Origin of the sequence: Cyclobacterium jeungdonense, from assembly GCF_010994275.1 — a bacterium.
GTDB classification, from domain to species: domain Bacteria; phylum Bacteroidota; class Bacteroidia; order Cytophagales; family Cyclobacteriaceae; genus Cyclobacterium; species Cyclobacterium jeungdonense.
The window spans coordinates 254349-274157 of the sequence record NZ_WMCD01000001.1 but is presented as its reverse complement, the minus strand read 5'-3'; the positions used below and the strand labels follow the sequence as shown (position 1 = coordinate 274157).

Here is a 19809-nt window from a genome sequence, read left to right as displayed (position 1 = left end):
TGACGGCTACCTATCTATTGTGCTTTTTTTACTCCATAGAATAGATTTCTTTTGTTGAAGGTATTGAAACAAACATTATATAAAACAATCTACTCCAATGAAAAGGCTATTCGAATTATTAGTTGTATCCACCCTCTTCTTGTTTGCAGGAACCCTTCCTAGCTATGCACAGGGAACTGCAGACAAGAAAGAATTTAAAATTTCCGGCAAGGTGGTGGACAAAGAGACCGGTGAACCGGTTCCTTATGCGACCGCCATGTTGAAAGAGGTTGGTTCTGACGAGGGAGTTGCTGGAGGTGTCGCGGATGACAGCGGAGAGTTCTTTTTTAACGTAAAAACAGCCGGAAGGTACAAGGTAGAGCTTAGTTATGTTGGCTATGACCCTCTAATCCGGGAAGATATCGAAGTAGGGCCCAATACCCCCAATGTTTTTCTGGGAAACCTTACCATGGCCGAATCTGCTGTATCATTGGAAGAAATAACCGTACAAGGACAGCGAAGCCTGATCGAAGAAAAAGTAGACCGAACGATATACAATGCCGAAAATGATAAAACCACTATCGGAGGAGATGCTTCCGATGTATTGCGTAGGGTACCTATGCTTACTGTAGATTTGGATGGAAACGTATCCATGAGGGGTAGCAGCAATATTCTGGTTTTGATAGACAACAAGCAATCAGCGATCGTGGCTAACAATATTGCCGATGCACTGAAGCAAATTCCCGCGGAAGAAATCAAGTCGGTAGAGGTAATCACCTCCCCATCAGCGAAATACGATGCTGAGGGTACTGGAGGAGTAATCAATATTGTAACAAAGAAAAACAAGCTCCAGGGTGCTTCTTTAAATATTAATACCAGCGCAGGAATCAGAGGGTCCAATGTAGGGTTAAACGCGGCCCTAAAAAGGGGTAAAATGGGATTTAGTTTGGGCGGATTTGGTCGTGCAGGATACAACATCCTGGGCGGTTTTGAAAATGAACAAACCCTGCTATCTCCCGATGGTCCTGACAGACGGATTTTACAGTCCGCCGATACCCGTAACAACATGATGTTCGGAAGGTATAATTTTGGATGGGATTACGAGATCAACCAATTTAACTTCATGACTACATCTGTAAGTTTTGGCTTGAGAAACATGAAAATGAATCAGGACGACCTGACTACCGAAACCTATGTAGAAGATGTATTGGTAAGCGAATTACTAAGAAATGTACGTACGGAGAATCTCTCCAACAGCGTGGATGTAAGCTATAACTACACGAAAAGTTTTGAGAAAAAAGGGAAGGAATTTAGTGTATCTGGTTTGTATAGCCGAAACGACCGAACCAATGATTTTATCAACAGTTTGTACAACGAGTCCTTTGATCAGGTAGTAAGTCGCTTGAAGAATGACAATGATAATCTTAATGAAGAATTTACGGTTCAATTAGACTATGTCAGTCCGCTGGGTTCCGGTGAAAACCAGATTCTGGAATACGGTGCGAAAAACATCCTTCGGAAAGCGGTAAGTGATTTCGCGTATTACCGGGCTGAAGGAGCCGAAGGGGAATTTGAAGAAATCGAGGACATTAGCCTTTCGAATAAGTTTAACTACGATCAAAATGTAACGGCAGGATACCTATCGTATACGCTGGGTTTCCTTGAAAACTATACCGTAAAAGCAGGAATGCGCTATGAATACACCAATATCGAAGCTGATTTTCTCGCTTCTGATTTGCCTGCAGACATACCTTCTTATGGGACCTTTGTTCCAAACATGAATTTCGGGAGAAAGTTGGAAAATGGAAATATGGTAAAAGCAGCGTATAACCGAAGGATACAAAGACCTTCACTGAACTACCTGAATCCGAACATTGAAGCGGCTAATCCCCAACAAATCACGCAAGGAAATCCGCTGCTTGACCCAGAATTCACAGATAATTACGAATTGTCATACAGTACCTTTATTAAAGGAACCTCGCTTAATTTCACTACCTATCTGAGAAATACCACCGGATCCATCCAGCCGGTAAGAACTATACAGGATGACGATGTGATCTTTACCACCTACGAAAATATAGGAAATGAAAGAGCGTATGGTCTGAGTGTGTTCTCCAACATCAACATTTCAGGCAAGTTTTCTCTAAATGGATCTATAGACAGTTATTTCGCTCAATTGGATAATGGCTTAGATGACCCCGCTTTTGCTGCACAAAACGAAGGCTTGGTTTTAAGTGGAAGGCTTTTTGGAAATTACAGCCTGCCCAATGACTGGCAAATCCAGGCCTTTAGCTTCTACCGAGGCCGACGGGTTCAATTGCAGGGTTCATCCGGAGGATTTGGTATCTACAGCTTAAGCATTAATAAGCAATTTGCCGAAAAACGTGGAAGTATCGGATTCGGAGCTGAAAACTTCTTTACCAGTGAATTTAAAATCAGAAATGAGTTGGTGACTCCTACGATCATGCAGGAAAGTGTCAACAGCATGCGAAACATGAATTTCAAAATAAACTTCTCTTACCGAATCGGAAAACTAAGTGTGGATGGTGGAAGAAGGAAGAAAAGAGGCGTGACCAATGAAGATTTAAAAGAGGGCGATGGTGGTGCCGGTGGTGCCATCATGGGAGGCGGTGCTCCCAATTGATCCTGCCCTCTTAAAGACTGTTAATTCTCTCAATTAACAGAACCCCGGTAAACACCTGAAAAGGTAACTGCCGGGGTTCCTTTTTTTTGTCCCATTAGCGCATGTCTGCTTCCTCATAAACAGCTACGGCAATCTTTGAGTCTGCAGTCCCATAATAGAGAAACCAGTTGCCCTTATAAGGCACCATCCCTTCAATAAAACAAACCAAATTAACCTGTCCTTCGATTTCATAAGGTTCTTCTGGTGTCATGAAATAGGTTTCAGAGCGGTCTATTAATTTGGAAGGATTCTCCCTATCAAACAGGGCTTGGCCAGCAGAATAAGCTCCTGGCGGCAAGGAAGGATCCAGTTCCTGTCCCTCTTCCAGGTTCATCCCATTATAAAGAAGTACAATGCCTTCTTTTCGGAGTAGTGCATAAGGACCCGATTCTACCAGACGGCTGTCAAAATAGCCTGGTCTGGGTTTCATCACCGGTTTCAGTAAACCATTCATTTCCAAAGGGACCCAATTTATAAGGTCCTCAGAATGGGCCAAAAATAGGTCTGTATCCCCAAAATACATCCAATAGCGCCCATCGATTTTCTTTGCAAGGATACGCTCTCCTTCACGAATTGCCACGATTGCCCCTGCTTTGCTCCAGGTATCCTGAAACTCCCCCTTCAGCACCCTTCCATGTTTTGTCCATTCCTTCAGGTCAGGTGAAGTGGCCAGCATCAGCCGGGCTACTTCGCCGTCATAACTGGTATAAGTCATGATATACTTTCCTTCTTCACTTTCCACAATGCGGGGATCCTCCACTCCCCCATCCCATTCCAGATGCTTCAAGCTATCGTTTTCCGGGTAAAACACGGGTTCGGGAAGCTTATCGAAATTCAACCCATCTTCACTTAAGGCCAAGCCAATACGGGAGGTACCATTGTTACTCCCCAGAAAATCTTCCGCCCGGTATAATAAGTTGATTTTGCCCTCCCTTACCAAAGCTGCCGGATTAAATACATCTTTTTCCTCCCATTTGACGGATTGTTCCAAAATGGGGCAGACAAATTCCAAGTCTCCGGGCAAAAGTACTGGATTGGCTGCATTCTGTTTGACAAAAGGCCCCATTTCCCAGGACTTATGAGCGGGCCAGGTAGAGGACGCTTCCTGGTTTACTACTTCCTTCTGACCGCAGGCAGCTGTCAGCGCAAAAAAGAATGAGATTATAAACCAAAAGTTATGCGAGCCTTTTTTTACCGTATTCATGATGTAATTGAGGTTAATTCAAAAGAATAATTTCCACACGTCTGTTTTTTTGCCTTCCCTCGGCCGTTGAATTGGTAGCAATGGGCTTTTTCCCTCCCCAGCCATTCACCCTGACTTGCTTAAAGGCAACACCATTTTCTAACAGAATATCTCTCACTTTCCGGGCGCGGTTCAGGGATAGCCTTTCATTCAAGCGGGAACTGCCATAATTATCCGTATGGCCCTCCACTGAAATAACATGCTCCGGGTTCTCCTTCAAATAGTTGGCCAACTTATTCAACTCCACCAAGGATTCTTCGTTTGCCAGGTCTACTGAAGCTCTCTGAAACAGCAGTTTTTCCAGAACCAGTGTTTCTCCAGGTTGTAGATTTTTCAATTGACCGGTAAGATCCAGTTCAGGTTCTGAGGGCGCCGGTAAGGTTTCTTCTGCCGGGCTGGAAGTGGACGTATCCGGAACTGAAATAGCTACTTCTGGGACGATACTTTCCTTTGGAGCTACCACCTCGGATGATTCTACCAAGGCTTCACCCACCCAAATGATATTTCCATATCCATCGCTGGTCCGTGTATTGGTGAAAAAATACCGATCCCGGTAAGGATCCTGGTAAAAATAAAGGTCCCACCCCTCCATCTCCGGCAAGCCCAATGGGCGCGGCTCAGACCATTCTGTCCACCCCTCACCCATTCGCCTACTGGTATAGACACCGATGGATTTTTCACCTTCGTAGGCATTAGTCGAAAAATAGAGAGTTTTCTCATCGGGACTCAGGTAGGGACTTAATTCCTGCCGGTAGGTATTAATCGTGCCTCCAAGGTTTTGAGGCCTGGACCAGGTGGTATCCTTTCGGAAGGACAGGTAAATGTCTTCATTCCCATACGAACCGAAGGATTCCATGGACAGGATCATCAGGCTGCCTTCGGCATCAAGTCTGGCACTAAAGTGGTTTCCAGTAGACCTAAATCCAGGAATCAGATGTTCAGCTCCCCTTTCCCAACGATCTCCGGATCGATAATACCCCTGCATTACCTGCCGGTTATTTAGATTTTGATGGTACACTAGTACCGTATCCGGGTGAAGAAAACCGACCAACAAATCATACTGAGGGGTATTCAAAGAAGCCAATGGCGCAGATACGCCAAAACCTTCCTCCTCCTGCGGTGCAATCCAGATGTCTCCCGGATCCTGGCTCCCACCGTTATTTTGGGGGTGAAAGGCCACGGAAAAATACAAATTCCCATCCACTCCGACCAGGGGTAATTGTTCGTCATAGGCCATGGAAACAGCATACCGAACCGAATCCTCCTGGGCCTTGACGGACAGGGTGATCAAAACAGCAAGCACCGACAAGGCAATCGCCTTAGAAATTATGATGGATAATCCATACACCAGTTATTGGATTAATAGCCTAAAACAATGGCAAATACCAAAGGAGCGACTATGGTAGCGTCCGATTCGATGATAAACTTCGGCGTGTCCAATCCCAATTTTCCCCAGGTAATTTTTTCATTGGGCACGGCCCCGGAATAGGACCCAAAAGAGGTGGTACTGTCCGAAATCTGGCAAAAATACCCCCATAACGGCACTCCGTCTCGTTGCAAGTCCTGATGCAACATGGGCACTACGCAAATAGGGAAATCACCGGCTATGCCTCCACCGATCTGGAAAAAACCAACTTTGCTTTCTTCCTTGGCATTTTCGGTGTACCAATCTGCCAAATACATCATGTATTGAATGCCTCCTTTGACAGTGTGCACATCCTGAATATCCCCCGCAATGCAATGTCCGGCAAACATATTGCCGAGAGTAGAATCTTCCCATCCAGGTACGATTATGGGAAGGTTCTTCTTCGCTGCTTCCAATAACCAACTGTTTTTCGGGTCTATCTGATATTCCTTTTCCAACTTCCCGGAAAGCAATACCTTGTAGAAAAATTCATGGGGAAAATATTGTTCACCGGCCTGGTCTGCCTTTTGCCACTCTTGCAATATCACCTTTTCGATTCTTCTCATGGCTTCCATTTCCGGAATACAGGTGTCCGTAACTCGGTTTAGGTGCCGATCCAATAGTTCCTGTTCCTGTTCAGGAGAGAGATCCCGGTAATGGGGAATTCTTTCGTAATAATCGTGTGCCACCAGGTTAAAAATATCCTCTTCCAGATTGGCTCCGGTACAGGTTATGATCTGCACCTTGTCCTGTCGAATCATTTCTGCTAGCGAAATACCCAATTCCGCCGTTGACATGGCCCCGGCAAGTGTGATCATCATCTTGCCATTTTCATCCAAATGAGTTTTATAGGCATCTGCGGCATCAATCAAGGCTGCAGCATTGAAATGTCTGTAATGGTGTTTCAGAAAATTGGTTATTTCCATGATCCAAATTTTAAATTTACTCGTTGATTAGAAACTAATAATAAAAAGCATACGGAAGATAGTAAACTAGGCTATGATTACCAACCTTAGTTGGTGGAAACAAAAAAGCCCGGAAAAACCGGGCCATTTTTACCTTAAATTATTCCCTCTACTCTTCCTCCGATTCAGTCGATTCAGCAGCAGTAGGTTCGGCAGCAGCCGGTTCTTCACTATTTCGGTAATCTTCGTTGATTCCTTTGACCACCGAATCGGTGATGTCCAGGGATTTATTGGCATACCATACCCCACCACCTCTGGTATAGGAAAGGATCATTTCCAGGTCGTTTTCTGCAGCATAGGAGTCGAGGTATTCCTGAATCATGTCGTATACATCATTGTACAGTTTGGTCTCATCTGCAGACAGCTCTTGCATGATATTTTCACGGAAGGCTACCAAATTTCTTTCCTTGGTTACCAACTCTTCTTCTTTCGCCCTCGCCTGATTGATGGTCATAGAGGAGGCAGAGCTTTGAAAATTCTGAACTTCCTGCTCAAATCCCCTGGCCCTATTGGTCAATTCACCTTCATATTTTTTCCCTTTTTCAGCGATTTCGGCGGATTTTTCTTTGAAATAAACAAAGTTATTGATAACGCTATCCGTGACGATATACGCCACTTTCAAATCAGAAATGTCCACCTCATCTGCTACATTACTCACTTCATCTCCAGGGGTGGTAGAATTGCAGGCTACTGCAAACATTCCAACAATCGCTATTGCACTGATAATCGTTGTTATTTTTCTCACTTCTTACGGATTTTTATAGTATTCGGGGCAAATATAAGGATTCTAAACCTTTTACAAATTCTGCCCACTTAATTAATGTTAAATATCCGAGAATGATAATTAATTCCTATCAGGCGGATTATCCATTTTCACTCTGAACATTACTGCCTGACCAACCAGGGAAATACCTGTATTGAAAACCAACAGGGCCAGGGTGCCCCATAACGCCCAGTCCCAAAAGTCCGCGTTTTCCCACTTCCTTATCAGTGCTTCTCCAAAAAGGCTGAGCCCAAATCCAGTTAGCAATAATCCTCCCACAGCATGCATCAACCAGTATTTTCTCAATTTTTCTTTGCACATCGCATTTATTTATTTGATTAAAAAAACAGTTCTTGTGCCAATCGGTAGGTATTGGCATGAGCCTCTATGATGTCGTTGATTCTTTCTGAATAGCCTCCTCCCATGCAGCACATGATTGGAACCCGATTTTTTTTGGCAGTTTCCAGTACCATCCTGTCACGTTCCCTACAGCCTCCAAGTGTCAGGCCCAACCTCCCCAGCTTATCCGAAGCTAAAACATCCACCCCAGACTGGTAAATTAAAAACTGAGGAGCTACCTGATTCATTAATACTGGTAGCTGCCTTCCCAAAATATCCAAATAGGTCTTATCATCGGTATGATCTTTTAAGGGAATGTCCAGGTCTGATTTTTCCTTGTGCATGGGATAGTTATGCTCCCCGTGCATACTAAAGGTAAATACCTCCGGGATATCGGCAAACAAGGAGGCAGTGCCGTTTCCCTGGTGTACGTCTAAATCGACCACCAGCACCCTTTTTAATCCTCTGTCCTCCATGAGGTAGTGAGCCGCAATAGCGATATCGTTTAGTAAACAAAAACCTTCTCCTCTATCCGCAAAGGCATGGTGGGTTCCTCCTGCGCTATTCATAGCGATGCCATATTCCAACGCAAAATCGGCAGCCATCACCGAACCCTGCATGATATGCAGTTCGCGTTCCACCAGGGCTTTACTAAGCGGAAATCCTGTACGCCTGATCTCTGAAGGACTCAACCGCTGATTTTTTAATTTTTCCAGGTAATGATGGTCATGAACGGCCTTAACCCAGCGTTCATCCGCTTTATGAGGTTTAAAAAAATTAGCTTCGGAAAGTGTTCCTTCGTAACGTAACTGTTCGGGAAGTAACTCGTATTTTTCCATTGGAAATCGGTGCCCTTCAGGTAAAGGATGGGCATAAAGCGAAGACCAGGCAACTTTTAACATACATCCAAAACTTATCGCGACAAAAATTGTTGGCTCAAATCAAAAAAACAAGGCCTGCACTCAGCTATCTTCCTCTTCTTCCGACTCAAACGTGTAAAAAGTTTCGTCCAGAGTCAGGGAATCGTTGTTGAATTCGGTAATAAACTTCTTGATTACCTGTTCGTCTATCGTTTCAATGTTTAAGGAAGCATCCAGGCCAATTCCATAGTCGTGATGGGTATCTATATCTACAAACTCCTGAACTTTCACCTTGCCTTCCTCCTCCATGTCCATTATAAGTTCAGTAATGAACCAGCCCACCTCTTCCTCTTCTGTTTTCAATGGTTTGAGGTTTCCGTTTTCATCTTCCTCATAGCTTATACCATGGTAATCAGGAAATTTCTTTGCTGCCTCGTGCTCTGCCAATTCGTAAATCTCACTCTGGTAATGCAGCTTAAGCGTAAACAATACGGCATCATAGATGACATCCTTACCTTCGAATTTTCCGATAAAATAAAAATTCACATATTCATCGGTATTATCCTCCCCAGCCACGATTTTAAAATTCTTTCCAGTGGCTTTAAGTTCTTCGCGTAATTTTGCTACGGTTTCAGGCAAAAACCCTTCATTTGGATAGTTCATTGGAGTATAAGCTGGATTTGTGAAATGATTATTGCTGGTTTTGGTTACATTAAATAATAAATTAATATTGCTCATATTAACTCTTCAATAATTTACAATCTTTTACCTTTTAAAAAAATGTTTTCTCCTAAAAAGAATAATGAATGGATAAAAAGTTTACTCGCTAAACCGGAAGGTTTGCACCTGGATTATAAGCAGAGTCTAAGCAGCCAGCGAAAAATTGCTAAAACACTTTTGTCTTTTGCCAACACCGAAGGAGGAACGGTGGTGGTAGGAGTCTCCGACCGAAAACAGATTTTAGGAATAGACCCTGAGGAGGAAATGTTTATGGCCAATGAGGCCATAACTAAGTATTGCGCTCCTTCTTTTCCCGTGACATTTGAGGTATATGAGGTACAGTTACATACTGAACCTGTATCCACAGAGGAGAAATACCTGCTCCTTATCCATGTTCCAAAAAGCGATCGTGGTCCGCATGCCCTAGCCGAAGAAAACCAGGAGCCGGTTTATTACCGGCGAAAACATGACCGATCCGTACCGTTTCAGCTCTCAGATTTGCATTGACCCATCCAACTATTCACCAGAAGTTAGGTTGTTTACCTCCTGAGCCCATTCCCCAGAGAAATACCCAAGATCGAATTGACCAGAGACAATACAAGGCTAAAAAGAAGCGCCCACCAAAAATTGTCCACTGTAAATCCCTGAATCAACGCCGCTGCCAACATCACCAGAAGGGCATTGATTACCAATAAAAACAGGCCCAGGGTTAGAATAGTAATGGGAATGGTGAGAAATATCAAAATAGGCTTTATGGTAAGGTTTAACAACGCCAACAACGCCGCTATAATGACTCCGGTGATCCAGTCATCGACTACAATTCCCGGAAGCAGGTATCCGGTAAAAATAATTACCAATCCCGCAACGGCCAGTTGAATAAGAATGGAAAAGATGTCTTTTGATCTGCTCATAATGTTTTAAAGATGGTGAAACAAGATTAAATTTTGGCTCGCAAGGTAAAAGAAAACCCCGGATAAATCTCCCGGGGCTTTCTTTAAAAATCAACTCCAGGTTCGGTCCCAGGATCGAATTTCATTCCAGTCATCGGTAGGAGCGAAAAACTGCTCACCTTCCCGAAGTCGTTTCTTCACTTCCTCTTCATTTAATTCAAGTCCTATTCCCGGAGATTCGGGTACCTGTACGTATCCATCTTTCACAAAGGGTTTATCAATGCCAGTTACAAGATCTTCCCACCAGGGATTATCTACCGAATGGTGTTCCAGCCCGATAAAATTATAGGTAGCTGCTGCTGCATGGACGGTACCCATAAAGGTGATGGGAGAGGCGGCATGATGCAACGCCATACCAATACCGTATTCCTCGGCATAATCCCCTATTTTTTTGGTTTGCAGATATCCCCCAGCACTTCCGGGATCCGGGTGTACCAGGTCAACTGCCCTTGTTTCAATCAGGTCTTTAAAATTCTTTTTGTGGTAGGCATCTTCTCCGGTAAGGGTAGGCGTGGTAATGGCTTCGGTAATTCGCTTCCATTGTTCGGTATTTTGCCAGGGAATCAAATCTTCCAACCAGGCAATGTTGTACGGTTCGAAAGCATTGGCCAATTTGATCATTTCGTTGTAGCCCATGTGTCCAAAATGGTCGATCGCCAGCGGAATCTCATAGCCCACCTTTTCCCTTGCCCTTGCCGCATATTCCACCATTTTTTCAAGACCCTTTTGCGTGATCTGCACGTGGGTAAACTGATGTGGCGTTTGGGTATAGCTCATTACATCCTGATCGGACCACCCCCGCAATTGTCCCCAGGGAGATTTATTGGTAAGTGTGTCCTCCTGGTCTTTGATTAGTCCAATCCCTATATCCATTTTCAACATGGTAAACCCCATATCCACCCGCTCTTTCATCTTGTTGGCAAATTCTTCTGGGTCCTGAACGGTCGGGGTATCCACATAGATGCGAACCTTATCCCTAAATTTACCCCCCATCAACTGGTACAAAGGCACTCCATAAGCTTTGCCTGCCAGGTCCCACAGTGCCATTTCCACTCCTGATACGCCACCACCTTGCCGTCCGTGCCATCCAAATTGTTCTATTCGCTTAAAAATCCGCTCCACGTTACAGGGGTTTTCACCCAATATCCTGCTTTTTAGCAGGAGTGCATACCGCTTGTCCGCTCCATCCCGGACATCACCCAGCCCATGAATGCCTTGATTGGTGTAAATTTTCAATATCGGAACGTTACCATATTGCGCGATGCGCATATCGGTAATTTTCAAATCAGAGGGGTTGGAAAGGCGATTGACTTTGGAAGTGGTATGGGCTATCGTGTCTTCTGTGGATAGCATCATCATACCCCCCAGACTCAGTCCTCCCAATGCTGCTTTCTTAAAAAAAGACCTTCGTCCATTTTCTGAATCCTGTGCCAAAGAGAGCGGAGACTCGGTTTTGATACTGTTTTCCCGGGCTTGGTCTAAATAATTTTGTTGCAGGCGTTCAATGTTTTTTTTCATGTGTTTCTAATGGTTTTTTAATGGGCACATGGAATCTCGCATGATTGATAATCATCCCACTGTGTGACGTTTTCGTCATGCTCGATTTCATGTTATTAAATAGGTTTGTTTTAGGTATTGGAAAAAAGATAATTGACAATCAAACTACAATATGTCCAAAAATAGTAGTAAATGGAAATTTTTTATAGCCAAAAGACAATGAAAATACCCGCTATTTGAATATACGCAAAATATTAATGAGAAATTAACGAGAATCTCACATAAAAAAATCCAAATCCAATTTGAGCGGGAAGGAAGATATCCGACCCGGGGTTTTGGGGCTTGCTATGCTATCAAAATAGTCACTAGTATGCGATCAAGTAGATAGAATCCCGGCAATCCGTAAATCCTCCTCATCCACAGTCTTGTCATCGATAATGGCCCTTTTAATGGGAGTAAACACAATTTTGTTATTGATAATACCCACCATCACATCGTATTTACCATGGAGCAGGCCTTCCACAGCGGATACCCCTAATTTACTGGCAAGGATACGATCAAAGGAAGAGGGCGCTCCGCCCCGTTGCAAATGGCCTAAAATGGTCACCTTGATATCGTAACTGGGAAGGATTTTTTTTACTTTTAAGGAAATTTCCTGGGCGCCCCCACTTTTACCCCCTTCAGCAACGATAACTATGTTGCTTTCTTTTTTTGCTTTTTCCCTGAATTTAAGACGGTCGATCAATTTCTCTACCGGAAATTTTTTCTCAGGGATTAGAATGGCGGCAGCAGCGCTTCCAATACCCGCATTAATCGCAATAAACCCGGCATCCCGACCCATCACTTCCACAAAAAAGAGTCGATCATGAGAAGTGGCCGTATCCCGAATTTTATCAATGGCTTCAATAGCCGTATTGCAGGCCGTATCGAATCCAATGGTGAGATCCGTGCCAAAGAGGTCGTTATCAATGGTTCCAGGTAAGCCAACCGCCGGTATGCCAAATTCTTTGTAAAAAAGGTGTGCACCAGTCAGAGATCCGTCCCCACCGATCACCACCAGGGCATCAATTCCGTGACTTTTCAGGTTTTCGTAGGCCTTTTTTCTTCCTTCTGCTGTCTTAAACTCTTCACTCCGGGCCGATTTCAGGAAAGTACCTCCCCTTTCCAGCACATGGGCAATCGAATGGCTGTCCAGTTTTCGGATATCGTTATAAATCATTCCCTCGTATCCCCGATAAATACCGAAAACCTCCAACTTGTAATAAAAACCAGCACGTACCACGGCCCGGATGGCTGCGTTCATTCCCGGTGCATCGCCTCCGGAAGTAAGTACGCCGATTTTCTTAATAGATATAGGTTGGTCTAGCATGTAGTTGGTAGTCTGTGTGGTAATTTCTTATTTCAAATGTTGGAACATTAATTCGGCTGCAGCCAAATTGGTCGCCAGAGGAACGTTATGCACATCGCAGATCCGCATAAGCATTTGCACATCCGGTTCATGGGGATGTTTGCCCAGCGGATCTCTGAAAAAGATAACCATATCCAATTCCTTTTGCGCCACCATCGCCCCAATTTGAGCATCTCCACCCAATGGCCCGGATAACAATTTCTCCACCTCAAACCCCGCTTTTTCTATATGAGTTCCGGTGGTACCCGTAGCCACCAGAATAATGCCTTCAAGTTCCTTCCTGGATCCGCTAAGAAAGTGAACCATGTCTGCTTTTTTCCCATCGTGGGCTATCAATGCTACCTTCATGTCTCTTTAACGTTGAAACGAATAATGTATATAGTTAATCAAAAACTCCCGGGGATTGGTCTCCTTACGGGAAACAACTATTTCAGTTGGAAAGATGAAATAGGGATTCCCTTATTATTTCTTTAAAAAATAAGTGACCAATTGTTCCCACTCTTCCTCAAGGCTGTTGGAAGCCGGGTTTTTGCCCGCCCGACGATACCAATAACCGGCATTGGAAAGGTCACCTTCCTTGCGATGCAGATAGGCATGCAGTGAAGCCGCATCTTCGCCCCCCAGGGAATCGATCAATCCGTGGGCACGGTCCCAATCTCCTTTCTTATCTAACCACAGAGATTGCAAATATACAGATAAACCCGATGGAGGGGTATCCATTTGAATGCTATTTTTAAAATCGGACAGGTTCATTGGTGAAGTTAATTTAAGCAAAGGCAAAATAAACACATAAACACCAAGCCGGCAACTATTCAGGTTTATTTATCCTTCTAAAGTTTTTCCATTTACCCGCCAATACTTAATATAAAAAACGCGTCAAAAAACACTCCTGCGTTTTCTATAGGCTGGAGTAATAATAGGTCCACCAGCTTTTGGTAACAACGCTAACTATGAATGGAATTTTATCCCCGGGAAGGAATAGGGGAAAGAAAGAAGCGCGGATCGCGGAAGGAAAGGGTTAGGGATAAACCGGACCCGGAGGAAGCTGTTTTTCAGCAAAGCTGCCAATGGAATAGCTTTTCATACCATACAAATCCCTGCATTTTAAAAAATGATCCAGAATAATTTTTACTTCATGCAGGCTTTGGTCGGGATACTGCCCGTGGTTGTGCGGATGCCACCAAAGATGGTACACTTTTCCTTTTTGCGCAGCTTCCTCCATTTCCTGCCTGATCCGGTCAAGCTTTAAGCGATTCATCCAGCCCAACCTTTCCTGATAGGGTCTGAAAAACCGGGAAGCAGGAAGGAGACAGGGGAAATCTTTCCTGGCAGCTTCAGGAAAATAGGAGGTTTTATTTCCCAGCGACCAATAGGAATCCGCTGCCCGGAAACCCTTTTTTACCCAGCCCTCTTTTTCTGGAGACCTCCAAAACCAATCGGAAGGGTTGGTACGGACGGCCAGGAAATCCAATTCCCGGGCAGTTTGGAGGACTTGGGCGTTGTATTGGTTACGGGGAAGCACCAGGGAACGCATGTCCATACCAAATTTCTCTTGGGCAATGCGCCTGGCAGCCAGCAGGTCCTCCCTGAATCCTCCGACCGGCTGTCCCATTACCCGGGTATAGTAGTGGGCAAAAGTATGGCTTCCCAGCTCCTGCCCGGGGGTTTGGAGAAGCTCCCTAATAAGGTCCGGGGCAAAAAGGCAAGCCTGATCCGGCCGGTTGGCCTTAAACCACTGATAGGCAGAATACCGCTGATTTTGAAAGGTGGGTTTCACAGGCGGACTAAAATGTTCCCATTCTTCCGCATCCTGGGCCATCAGCATCCCCACGGTAGCCCAGGTTACTTCCATTTTATAGGCAGCAAAAAGAGCAAGTAACTTTGGGATTACCTCCCTCGTCTTGTGGTAATAAGCCTCGTTACCTTTTAAAGGTGATTTATCAAACCGACCCCAGTGGAGTTCGAAATCAAGCGAAATGATTAAGCCTCCCTTATTCACAGAAGCCTGGAATTATAACGAACCATGCACTCGTAAAAATAACAACTAATAAAAACAGTGTATACACTTTTCATGCGCATGATTACCCCCAGGTTATTCAGCGCAAATGCAAATAAGAGGGAAAGTAAAATTCCGTACACAAAGGCTATGCGATAAAAAAATGGTACCGATCGCTTCACTTTACCTAGAAGCAATGCCAACCCACCTATTGCAACAATCAGAAAAAAAAGGCTGTTTTCCAGGGAAGCTGCTAAGGACCAAAATCCCTTAACTTCCCAGGGATAGGGTCTGAAAAAAACCGCAGCTAATTTTTCGACCATTGAATAGTCAGCCATCGGAAGGCTGCTGTTTCCCCCAAAGGAATTGAGGTACCGATGTTGCCAATCCAGCAAGTCCCCAATCCATCTGAAATGAAAGCCATATTCCAGCGAACCCTGAATCCAGCGATAGGCCAGAATCCCAACTATTAAGGATCCTGCCAGGGGAATGAGCAATCTTCGATAATTTCGCAGCTTAGGATGAAACGGTAGTATTCCAGCAACGGATAAAGTAAGTATAAGTCCTTGAATCGGTCGAACCATTAATGATAAAAATAAACCTAAAAGCAAGTAGCCCCATTTTTCGGGGAAATTTTGCGTCCCCGTCATGACAAGTACCAGGCCCAGCCATAAAAAAGCCTCCTTGCCAACACCGGCAGTCCAGAAATGGACATTTGGCAGAAAAACCAGTAAGAAGCCTCCCATAATGACCAGGGAAGAATCAAGCGGCTGAAGCCGCCTCCCCATCCACTCCATCAGGGGCACAAATCCAAAAAAGGAAAGCGTTGCATAGCCCATCGTTCCCGACAGGAAATGGAACCCTAACCAATGGGAAAAAGGGAAATTAACCCATTGAATAAAAGCCGTCCCTACCCCCCAGTGGGCCATCCAACTCTCGGATTCCCCAATAGGGATACTTTGCAAGTTCCAGTACCGCAGGCTATCCCCGCCATGGTGGAGCAAGTAGCGGTAAAACAGGTATCCCATTCCCAGGTGATACACCCACAGGGCATAGAGAAAATTACGTTGCCGTTGCGAATATCCTTTATTTTTTGAACGCTTGCCGATCCAGAGGAAAACCAGGCTTATCAGAAGCAATATAAAGATGAAATCCTTTAGGGTCATGAAGTTTTAGAGATTTTGCAGTGCCTGGATATAACCTACCACGCTTTGCTCCAGACCAAAATGCCTTTCTCCCAATTTCCGAATAGCAGTTTTTGGCAGGTGTTTACTGCTTTCCAGCCAATCCATCAATTCCCCGGGATTTTCCCTGTAAATAAAACAGGCTGACTCGGCTGCCAACTTATCCGAAAGATCGCCTATCTCAGGCGAAAGTACTACCGGCAAACCGGAGAGCAGGTATTCCCCGATCTTGATCGGAGCCAGGCCTGCCAGGCTGGGAGCCGGTTTTCGCAGGCTGAGGCCCAAATCTGCAGCAGCATAATAATCGGGAATTCGATCAAAAGGAACGGTTTCTATGAAAACCAGTTTTTGTAGGTACTCCGGGATTTGCTCCTGCAAGGACTGCTTGTTACGGACCAGAAACAAAAACCGGCTATCGGGATTTTTTTGGTAACCGGACCAAAAGAGCTGAAGCATTTCGGGGACCAGGTACTGCGGCCCCAGACTTCCCGAGTACAACCAGAGGCAGGTACTTTCCGAAATCCCCAACTTTTTCCGAATGGTGGTTCTCCCTGCAGTATCCGGCCTAAATATTCCAGGATCTCTCCCATTAATTACCGGATAAAATTTTTCCCGCTGTTGAATGCCCGTATTATCTAAATGGATATCGATTGCTCTTTCAGAGCGTGTCAGGACCCGGTCGGCTTTTTGTACCATTCGCCTTTCCACCTGACGGAGCCAGCGATAATGAAAACTTCCGGGGTTTAATCCGGCAAAATCTACCCGCTCCTGAATGGGAAAGCCATCCGCATCAAATACGACGGGAATGGATCTGGATTTTAGCCAGCTTCCCAGCCTTAGCACCATCCATCCTGGCAGGGTGGATCGGGGCATCAGGCAAGTAATTTCGTTGTTTCTAAGGTGGTTTTTGATTTTCCTGCTGCCTCGTATCAGGGACCAAAGGGAGCCCAGGGCAGCGTTTGGCTTGTGTGAAACCGGAATATGCAAGTAGCCTATTCCAGCTTTTTCAGCCAGCAGGCAGATGCGGGCTACCTCTTGCGGTCGTGCCCAGGAAAACTGCATGATTTGAAAACGGTGACTTGTTTTTTTTTGTATTCCTTCGAAAATGGGGATAAACAGGTTTTCCAGGTAGTTGGTCTGATCGGAATCCCAGGAGATAAAAAGGATATTCATAGGAAGGAGCAGCTAGACTCCGACTGGTATTCTGAAGTATAGGAATTCAAAGTATCAGCCATTTTTTGAGGTTTCGTTTCCAAGGGTATTCACCAGGGTCTGCATTTTTTCAAAATTCTGGTGCAGGGTATAATTCTCCATGACCAGTTGGTGCCCCTTTTCCCCAAAGGCCTTTCGAAGGGTCCAGTCTCGAATTAGCTGGCTAAGTGCGGCGATCCATTCGGCATCGGTTTGGGCCAGAAAGCCATTCACCCCATGACTCACCACTTCCTTATTCATGCCGACTGGGGAGGCAACTACTGGCAGTCCACAGGCCATGTATTGGATCAGCTTATAGGCACATTTACCCTTTTCCCAGGGGTTGTCCGGCAGCGGCATCATACCAATGTCCATTTGAAGCAGGGCCTCGGCTTCTCCTTCCTCGGTCCAGGGAATGATTTGTACCTTTCCCAAATAGGCAGGTTTTTTTTTTCCATTAATAAGGAGCAAGGTAATATCCAATTCCTGGCTTAATCGTTCCAATACCGGGAGCAGGGCATCCAGGTATTTAAGCGTACTGGGAGAACCAATCCAGCCGATGGTCACCGGGTCTGATGCCTGGTGAATTTTCTTTTTATACCGTCCCGGATCAATTACGGTAGGGAGACGGATTACCTTTTGTGCCCCGGCTAGACGGGCCCGTTCCATCAGGTAGTCGTTACCTACGGAAACGGCTTTAGCCCATTGCATCACCCGGTCAATTTTCTTAGGTATCAAGCGGGAGGCCAGCCCGTATTTCCCCAGGTCGTAATTATGAAAGACCGCATCGTCATAATCCACCCAATAGCCTTTAAACCTAGAAAGCATCCATTCCGGAAAAGCCGGAAGGTAGGGAAACAATTCCTTTTCAATACAGATTAAATCGTAACGCCCCACCGTCATCAAGACACTACATCGTCGCCAATAGCAGGCCAGCACATGCAGGTATTGAGGTCTTTTATCAGCATAGATGGAATCAAGATAAGCCCCGGTAAAAAAAGGGGATACGGTAACATCCATACCGGCCGCCTTCCAGAAAGGCAAAAACTGATAGGTTCTTAAGCGGCTACTGGCTCCTTTCCTTGGATATTTGGGAAGGAAAAGGATTTTTTTCATAGAACTAGCTCAGTCATTTTGGGACAGTGCCTTTTTCTGCTCAATAATGGCCTGCCTTTTTTGATAGTAGCGTTTCCGATCCATGGCTCGCACATACCGTTGCTTTTTATTGTGAACGATCAAGAAAAGACAAAACAACAAAAAATAGATCATGGTCATGTTTTTCATGCGCATGACAATTCCTAAGTTACTGAGTGAATTCATAAATGCAACAGTAACAGGTATAAAGGTAATCATCCCTGCCTTGATAAATAGCGGCATATCCCGGATAGCCTCAGGAGTCCAATTCCGGTAAATAAAGAAACTTAACCAGAGGTACAGGGCATTCTCAAAGGATGAAAAGAAAGCTACAAAATTATGTGCATCGAAAAACAGGGGTCTGAACATATAAGTAAAAAGCTTCATAGGTAATGAATAAGAACTCAAATTAACTCCAGAACCTACATTATTTGTATTTAGATCATTGACTTTGGTACCTGTAAATTCCTCTAACGTTTCGAATGAAAAATCATCTAGCTTCAAAGATTCCAATGTACTTGAACTCAGATAAACAGCAGCAACAAGCGCTATTGAACCTAAAACTGTCTTTACTGCTGGCTTGATTTCCGAACCCATTAGAATTGCTATCCCCGAACCAGACAATAGGGCTAGCCCCATATGAGGTCTTGTCATATACACAAAAAACAAGGCTATCAATCCCTGCCACCATCTTGACCTATAATGTTGAATGGCAAATAAAAACCATGCTATTCCCCAAAAACTGATTGCATCCTTTCCAACCCCTGCGGACCAAAAATGTAGGTTCAAAAAATAGAAAACCGATGGAAACAACGGGACATTTAAAACAGAATGGTTGGTAGGAAAAAGATCAGCCACCATTACGAAAATATACCTGATGCCAATAAAACCTAAAAAGCCAAAAAGGATATTTCCGGTAAGATAACTTAAGCCCAAAACCCGGCTTGGAAAGTAACATAGCCACAGGATAAATTTGGTGCTTTCTCCCCAATATTTCATCCAACTTGGATCTCTTATAATTACTTGCTCCATCCCAAACCTCCAGTAACCATAAGAATCTCCACCAAAATTGAGAATATACCAAGTGAAGAACATACTGAAAAAAACATGGTAAAATAGCAGATAATGCAGATGCATCTCATACTTGAAAGGAATCCTGAATTTCCTAGCCATCGATGAATTGGAGTTCACTAAGGCAATAATTCCTAAAACAATGAAAATAATATCTAACAATTGATCTCTATTTTATTTATCGCCCATCGTTTTAATCAGTCCAAAAAAATCTCCTTGAACTATTGGTTCACCATTTTTCCAGAATCAAATTTAATCCCCTTGGATGTCAAGAGGCTAAGGTATAAGTTTTCGATTTCCAAAAAACAGCTTTCACATGTGTAATTTTCTCTGTTCCATTTTTACCTTGCTTCCTCCATTTTCCACTTTGCGTGTTTTACGGTATTTAGTATTTCTATCTTCACTGAGGTAGACAATGGAC

Annotated in this window: 19 protein-coding genes; 2 read left to right on the top strand and 17 right to left on the bottom strand. The window is 44.4% G+C overall.

Annotated features, from left to right (window positions below; translation table 11 throughout):
* The first annotated feature begins 97 nt into the window (after positions 1 to 97).
* A complete protein-coding gene (locus tag GKS34_RS01070; protein ID WP_163382966.1) occupies positions 98 to 2623 on the top strand; it encodes a TonB-dependent receptor in 2526 nt (841 codons plus the stop codon).
* 94 nt (positions 2624 to 2717) lie between these two features.
* Here the strand turns inward: GKS34_RS01070 and GKS34_RS01065 are convergent, their stop codons facing one another.
* From GKS34_RS01065 to GKS34_RS01035, 7 genes are all read right to left on the bottom strand, one after another.
* Positions 2718 to 3866 (bottom strand): glycoside hydrolase family 130 protein, encoded by a 1149-nt coding sequence (locus GKS34_RS01065; protein WP_163382965.1) that lies wholly within the window; start codon positions 3864 to 3866, stop codon positions 2718 to 2720.
* A gap of 13 nt (positions 3867 to 3879) precedes the next feature.
* Complete coding sequence (locus GKS34_RS01060; protein WP_163382964.1) at positions 3880 to 5253, bottom strand: OmpA family protein; 1374 nt, start codon at positions 5251 to 5253, stop codon at positions 3880 to 3882.
* Positions 5254 to 5264: 11 nt separating this feature from the next.
* Positions 5265 to 6236, bottom strand: a complete 972-nt coding sequence (locus GKS34_RS01055; RefSeq protein WP_163382963.1) for a deoxyhypusine synthase family protein — start codon at positions 6234 to 6236, stop codon at positions 5265 to 5267.
* 148 nt (positions 6237 to 6384) lie between these two features.
* On the bottom strand, positions 6385 to 7020 hold the full coding sequence (locus GKS34_RS01050) for an OmpH/Skp family outer membrane protein (RefSeq protein WP_240459144.1): 636 nt from the start codon (positions 7018 to 7020) through the stop codon (positions 6385 to 6387).
* 99 nt (positions 7021 to 7119) lie between these two features.
* Complete coding sequence (locus GKS34_RS01045; RefSeq protein WP_163382962.1) at positions 7120 to 7359, bottom strand: hypothetical protein; 240 nt, start codon at positions 7357 to 7359, stop codon at positions 7120 to 7122.
* Between the two features lie 17 nt (positions 7360 to 7376).
* A complete protein-coding gene (locus GKS34_RS01040) occupies positions 7377 to 8279 on the bottom strand; it encodes a histone deacetylase family protein (RefSeq protein ID WP_163382961.1) in 903 nt (300 codons plus the stop codon).
* A 60-nt stretch (positions 8280 to 8339) separates the two neighbouring features.
* Complete coding sequence (locus tag GKS34_RS01035) at positions 8340 to 8900, bottom strand: hypothetical protein (protein WP_163382960.1); 561 nt, start codon at positions 8898 to 8900, stop codon at positions 8340 to 8342.
* 117 nt (positions 8901 to 9017) lie between these two features.
* Between GKS34_RS01035 and GKS34_RS01030 the strand changes: the two genes are divergently transcribed.
* The gene (locus tag GKS34_RS01030) at positions 9018 to 9464 is read left to right on the top strand and encodes an AlbA family DNA-binding domain-containing protein (RefSeq protein ID WP_163382959.1); all 447 of its coding nucleotides are present in this window, start codon (positions 9018 to 9020) and stop codon (positions 9462 to 9464) included.
* A gap of 32 nt (positions 9465 to 9496) precedes the next feature.
* Here the strand turns inward: GKS34_RS01030 and GKS34_RS01025 are convergent, their stop codons facing one another.
* The 10 genes from GKS34_RS01025 to GKS34_RS00980 form a co-directional block, all read right to left on the bottom strand.
* Positions 9497 to 9868: a phage holin family protein gene (locus tag GKS34_RS01025; protein ID WP_163382958.1), complete on the bottom strand. Its 372-nt coding sequence runs from the start codon at positions 9866 to 9868 to the stop codon at positions 9497 to 9499.
* Between the two features lie 90 nt (positions 9869 to 9958).
* A complete protein-coding gene (locus tag GKS34_RS01020) occupies positions 9959 to 11425 on the bottom strand; it encodes a mandelate racemase/muconate lactonizing enzyme family protein (RefSeq protein ID WP_163382957.1) in 1467 nt (488 codons plus the stop codon).
* Between the two features lie 355 nt (positions 11426 to 11780).
* Positions 11781 to 12773, bottom strand: a complete 993-nt coding sequence (gene pfkA, locus GKS34_RS01015) for a 6-phosphofructokinase (protein ID WP_163382956.1) — start codon at positions 12771 to 12773, stop codon at positions 11781 to 11783.
* 27 nt (positions 12774 to 12800) lie between these two features.
* A complete protein-coding gene (locus GKS34_RS01010; protein ID WP_163382955.1) occupies positions 12801 to 13160 on the bottom strand; it encodes a methylglyoxal synthase in 360 nt (119 codons plus the stop codon).
* 114 nt (positions 13161 to 13274) lie between these two features.
* Positions 13275 to 13565 (bottom strand): hypothetical protein, encoded by a 291-nt coding sequence (locus tag GKS34_RS01005; RefSeq protein ID WP_163382954.1) that lies wholly within the window; start codon positions 13563 to 13565, stop codon positions 13275 to 13277.
* Positions 13566 to 13830: 265 nt separating this feature from the next.
* Positions 13831 to 14811 (bottom strand): polysaccharide deacetylase family protein, encoded by a 981-nt coding sequence (locus tag GKS34_RS01000; RefSeq protein ID WP_163382953.1) that lies wholly within the window; start codon positions 14809 to 14811, stop codon positions 13831 to 13833.
* Positions 14808 to 15974, bottom strand: a complete 1167-nt coding sequence (locus GKS34_RS00995; protein ID WP_163382952.1) for a hypothetical protein — start codon at positions 15972 to 15974, stop codon at positions 14808 to 14810. Before GKS34_RS00995 ends, GKS34_RS01000 begins: the two co-directional genes overlap by 4 nt.
* 6 nt (positions 15975 to 15980) lie before the next feature.
* On the bottom strand, positions 15981 to 17165 hold the full coding sequence (locus GKS34_RS00990; RefSeq protein ID WP_163382951.1) for a glycosyltransferase family protein: 1185 nt from the start codon (positions 17163 to 17165) through the stop codon (positions 15981 to 15983).
* Between the two features lie 54 nt (positions 17166 to 17219).
* The gene (locus GKS34_RS00985; protein WP_163382950.1) at positions 17220 to 18299 is read right to left on the bottom strand and encodes a glycosyltransferase; all 1080 of its coding nucleotides are present in this window, start codon (positions 18297 to 18299) and stop codon (positions 17220 to 17222) included.
* A gap of 9 nt (positions 18300 to 18308) precedes the next feature.
* Positions 18309 to 19412, bottom strand: coding sequence for a hypothetical protein (locus GKS34_RS00980; RefSeq protein ID WP_240459143.1), 1104 nt, complete (start codon positions 19410 to 19412; stop codon positions 18309 to 18311).
* Positions 19413 to 19809: the final 397 nt, after the last annotated feature.

What these genes read in the sequence shown, in the direction of transcription:
- GKS34_RS01070 (WP_163382966.1), top strand. Translation starts at nt 98, where the DNA reads ATGAAAAGGCTATTCGAATTATTAGTTGTATCCACCCTCTTCTTGTTT.
- GKS34_RS01065 (WP_163382965.1), bottom strand. Translation starts at nt 3,866, where the DNA reads ATGAATACGGTAAAAAAAGGCTCGCATAACTTTTGGTTTATAATCTCA.
- GKS34_RS01055 (WP_163382963.1), bottom strand. Translation starts at nt 6,236, where the DNA reads ATGGAAATAACCAATTTTCTGAAACACCATTACAGACATTTCAATGCT.
- GKS34_RS01045 (WP_163382962.1), bottom strand. Translation starts at nt 7,359, where the DNA reads ATGTGCAAAGAAAAATTGAGAAAATACTGGTTGATGCATGCTGTGGGA.
- GKS34_RS01040 (WP_163382961.1), bottom strand. Translation starts at nt 8,279, where the DNA reads ATGTTAAAAGTTGCCTGGTCTTCGCTTTATGCCCATCCTTTACCTGAA.
- GKS34_RS01035 (WP_163382960.1), bottom strand. Translation starts at nt 8,900, where the DNA reads ATGAACTATCCAAATGAAGGGTTTTTGCCTGAAACCGTAGCAAAATTA.
- GKS34_RS01030 (WP_163382959.1), top strand. Translation starts at nt 9,018, where the DNA reads ATGTTTTCTCCTAAAAAGAATAATGAATGGATAAAAAGTTTACTCGCT.
- GKS34_RS01025 (WP_163382958.1), bottom strand. Translation starts at nt 9,868, where the DNA reads ATGAGCAGATCAAAAGACATCTTTTCCATTCTTATTCAACTGGCCGTT.
- GKS34_RS01020 (WP_163382957.1), bottom strand. Translation starts at nt 11,425, where the DNA reads ATGAAAAAAAACATTGAACGCCTGCAACAAAATTATTTAGACCAAGCC.
- pfkA (WP_163382956.1), bottom strand. Translation starts at nt 12,773, where the DNA reads ATGCTAGACCAACCTATATCTATTAAGAAAATCGGCGTACTTACTTCC.
- GKS34_RS01010 (WP_163382955.1), bottom strand. Translation starts at nt 13,160, where the DNA reads ATGAAGGTAGCATTGATAGCCCACGATGGGAAAAAAGCAGACATGGTT.
- GKS34_RS01005 (WP_163382954.1), bottom strand. Translation starts at nt 13,565, where the DNA reads ATGAACCTGTCCGATTTTAAAAATAGCATTCAAATGGATACCCCTCCA.
- GKS34_RS00995 (WP_163382952.1), bottom strand. Translation starts at nt 15,974, where the DNA reads ATGACCCTAAAGGATTTCATCTTTATATTGCTTCTGATAAGCCTGGTT.
- GKS34_RS00990 (WP_163382951.1), bottom strand. Translation starts at nt 17,165, where the DNA reads ATGAATATCCTTTTTATCTCCTGGGATTCCGATCAGACCAACTACCTG.
- GKS34_RS00985 (WP_163382950.1), bottom strand. Translation starts at nt 18,299, where the DNA reads ATGAAAAAAATCCTTTTCCTTCCCAAATATCCAAGGAAAGGAGCCAGT.
- GKS34_RS00980 (WP_240459143.1), bottom strand. Translation starts at nt 19,412, where the DNA reads ATGTTCTTCACTTGGTATATTCTCAATTTTGGTGGAGATTCTTATGGT.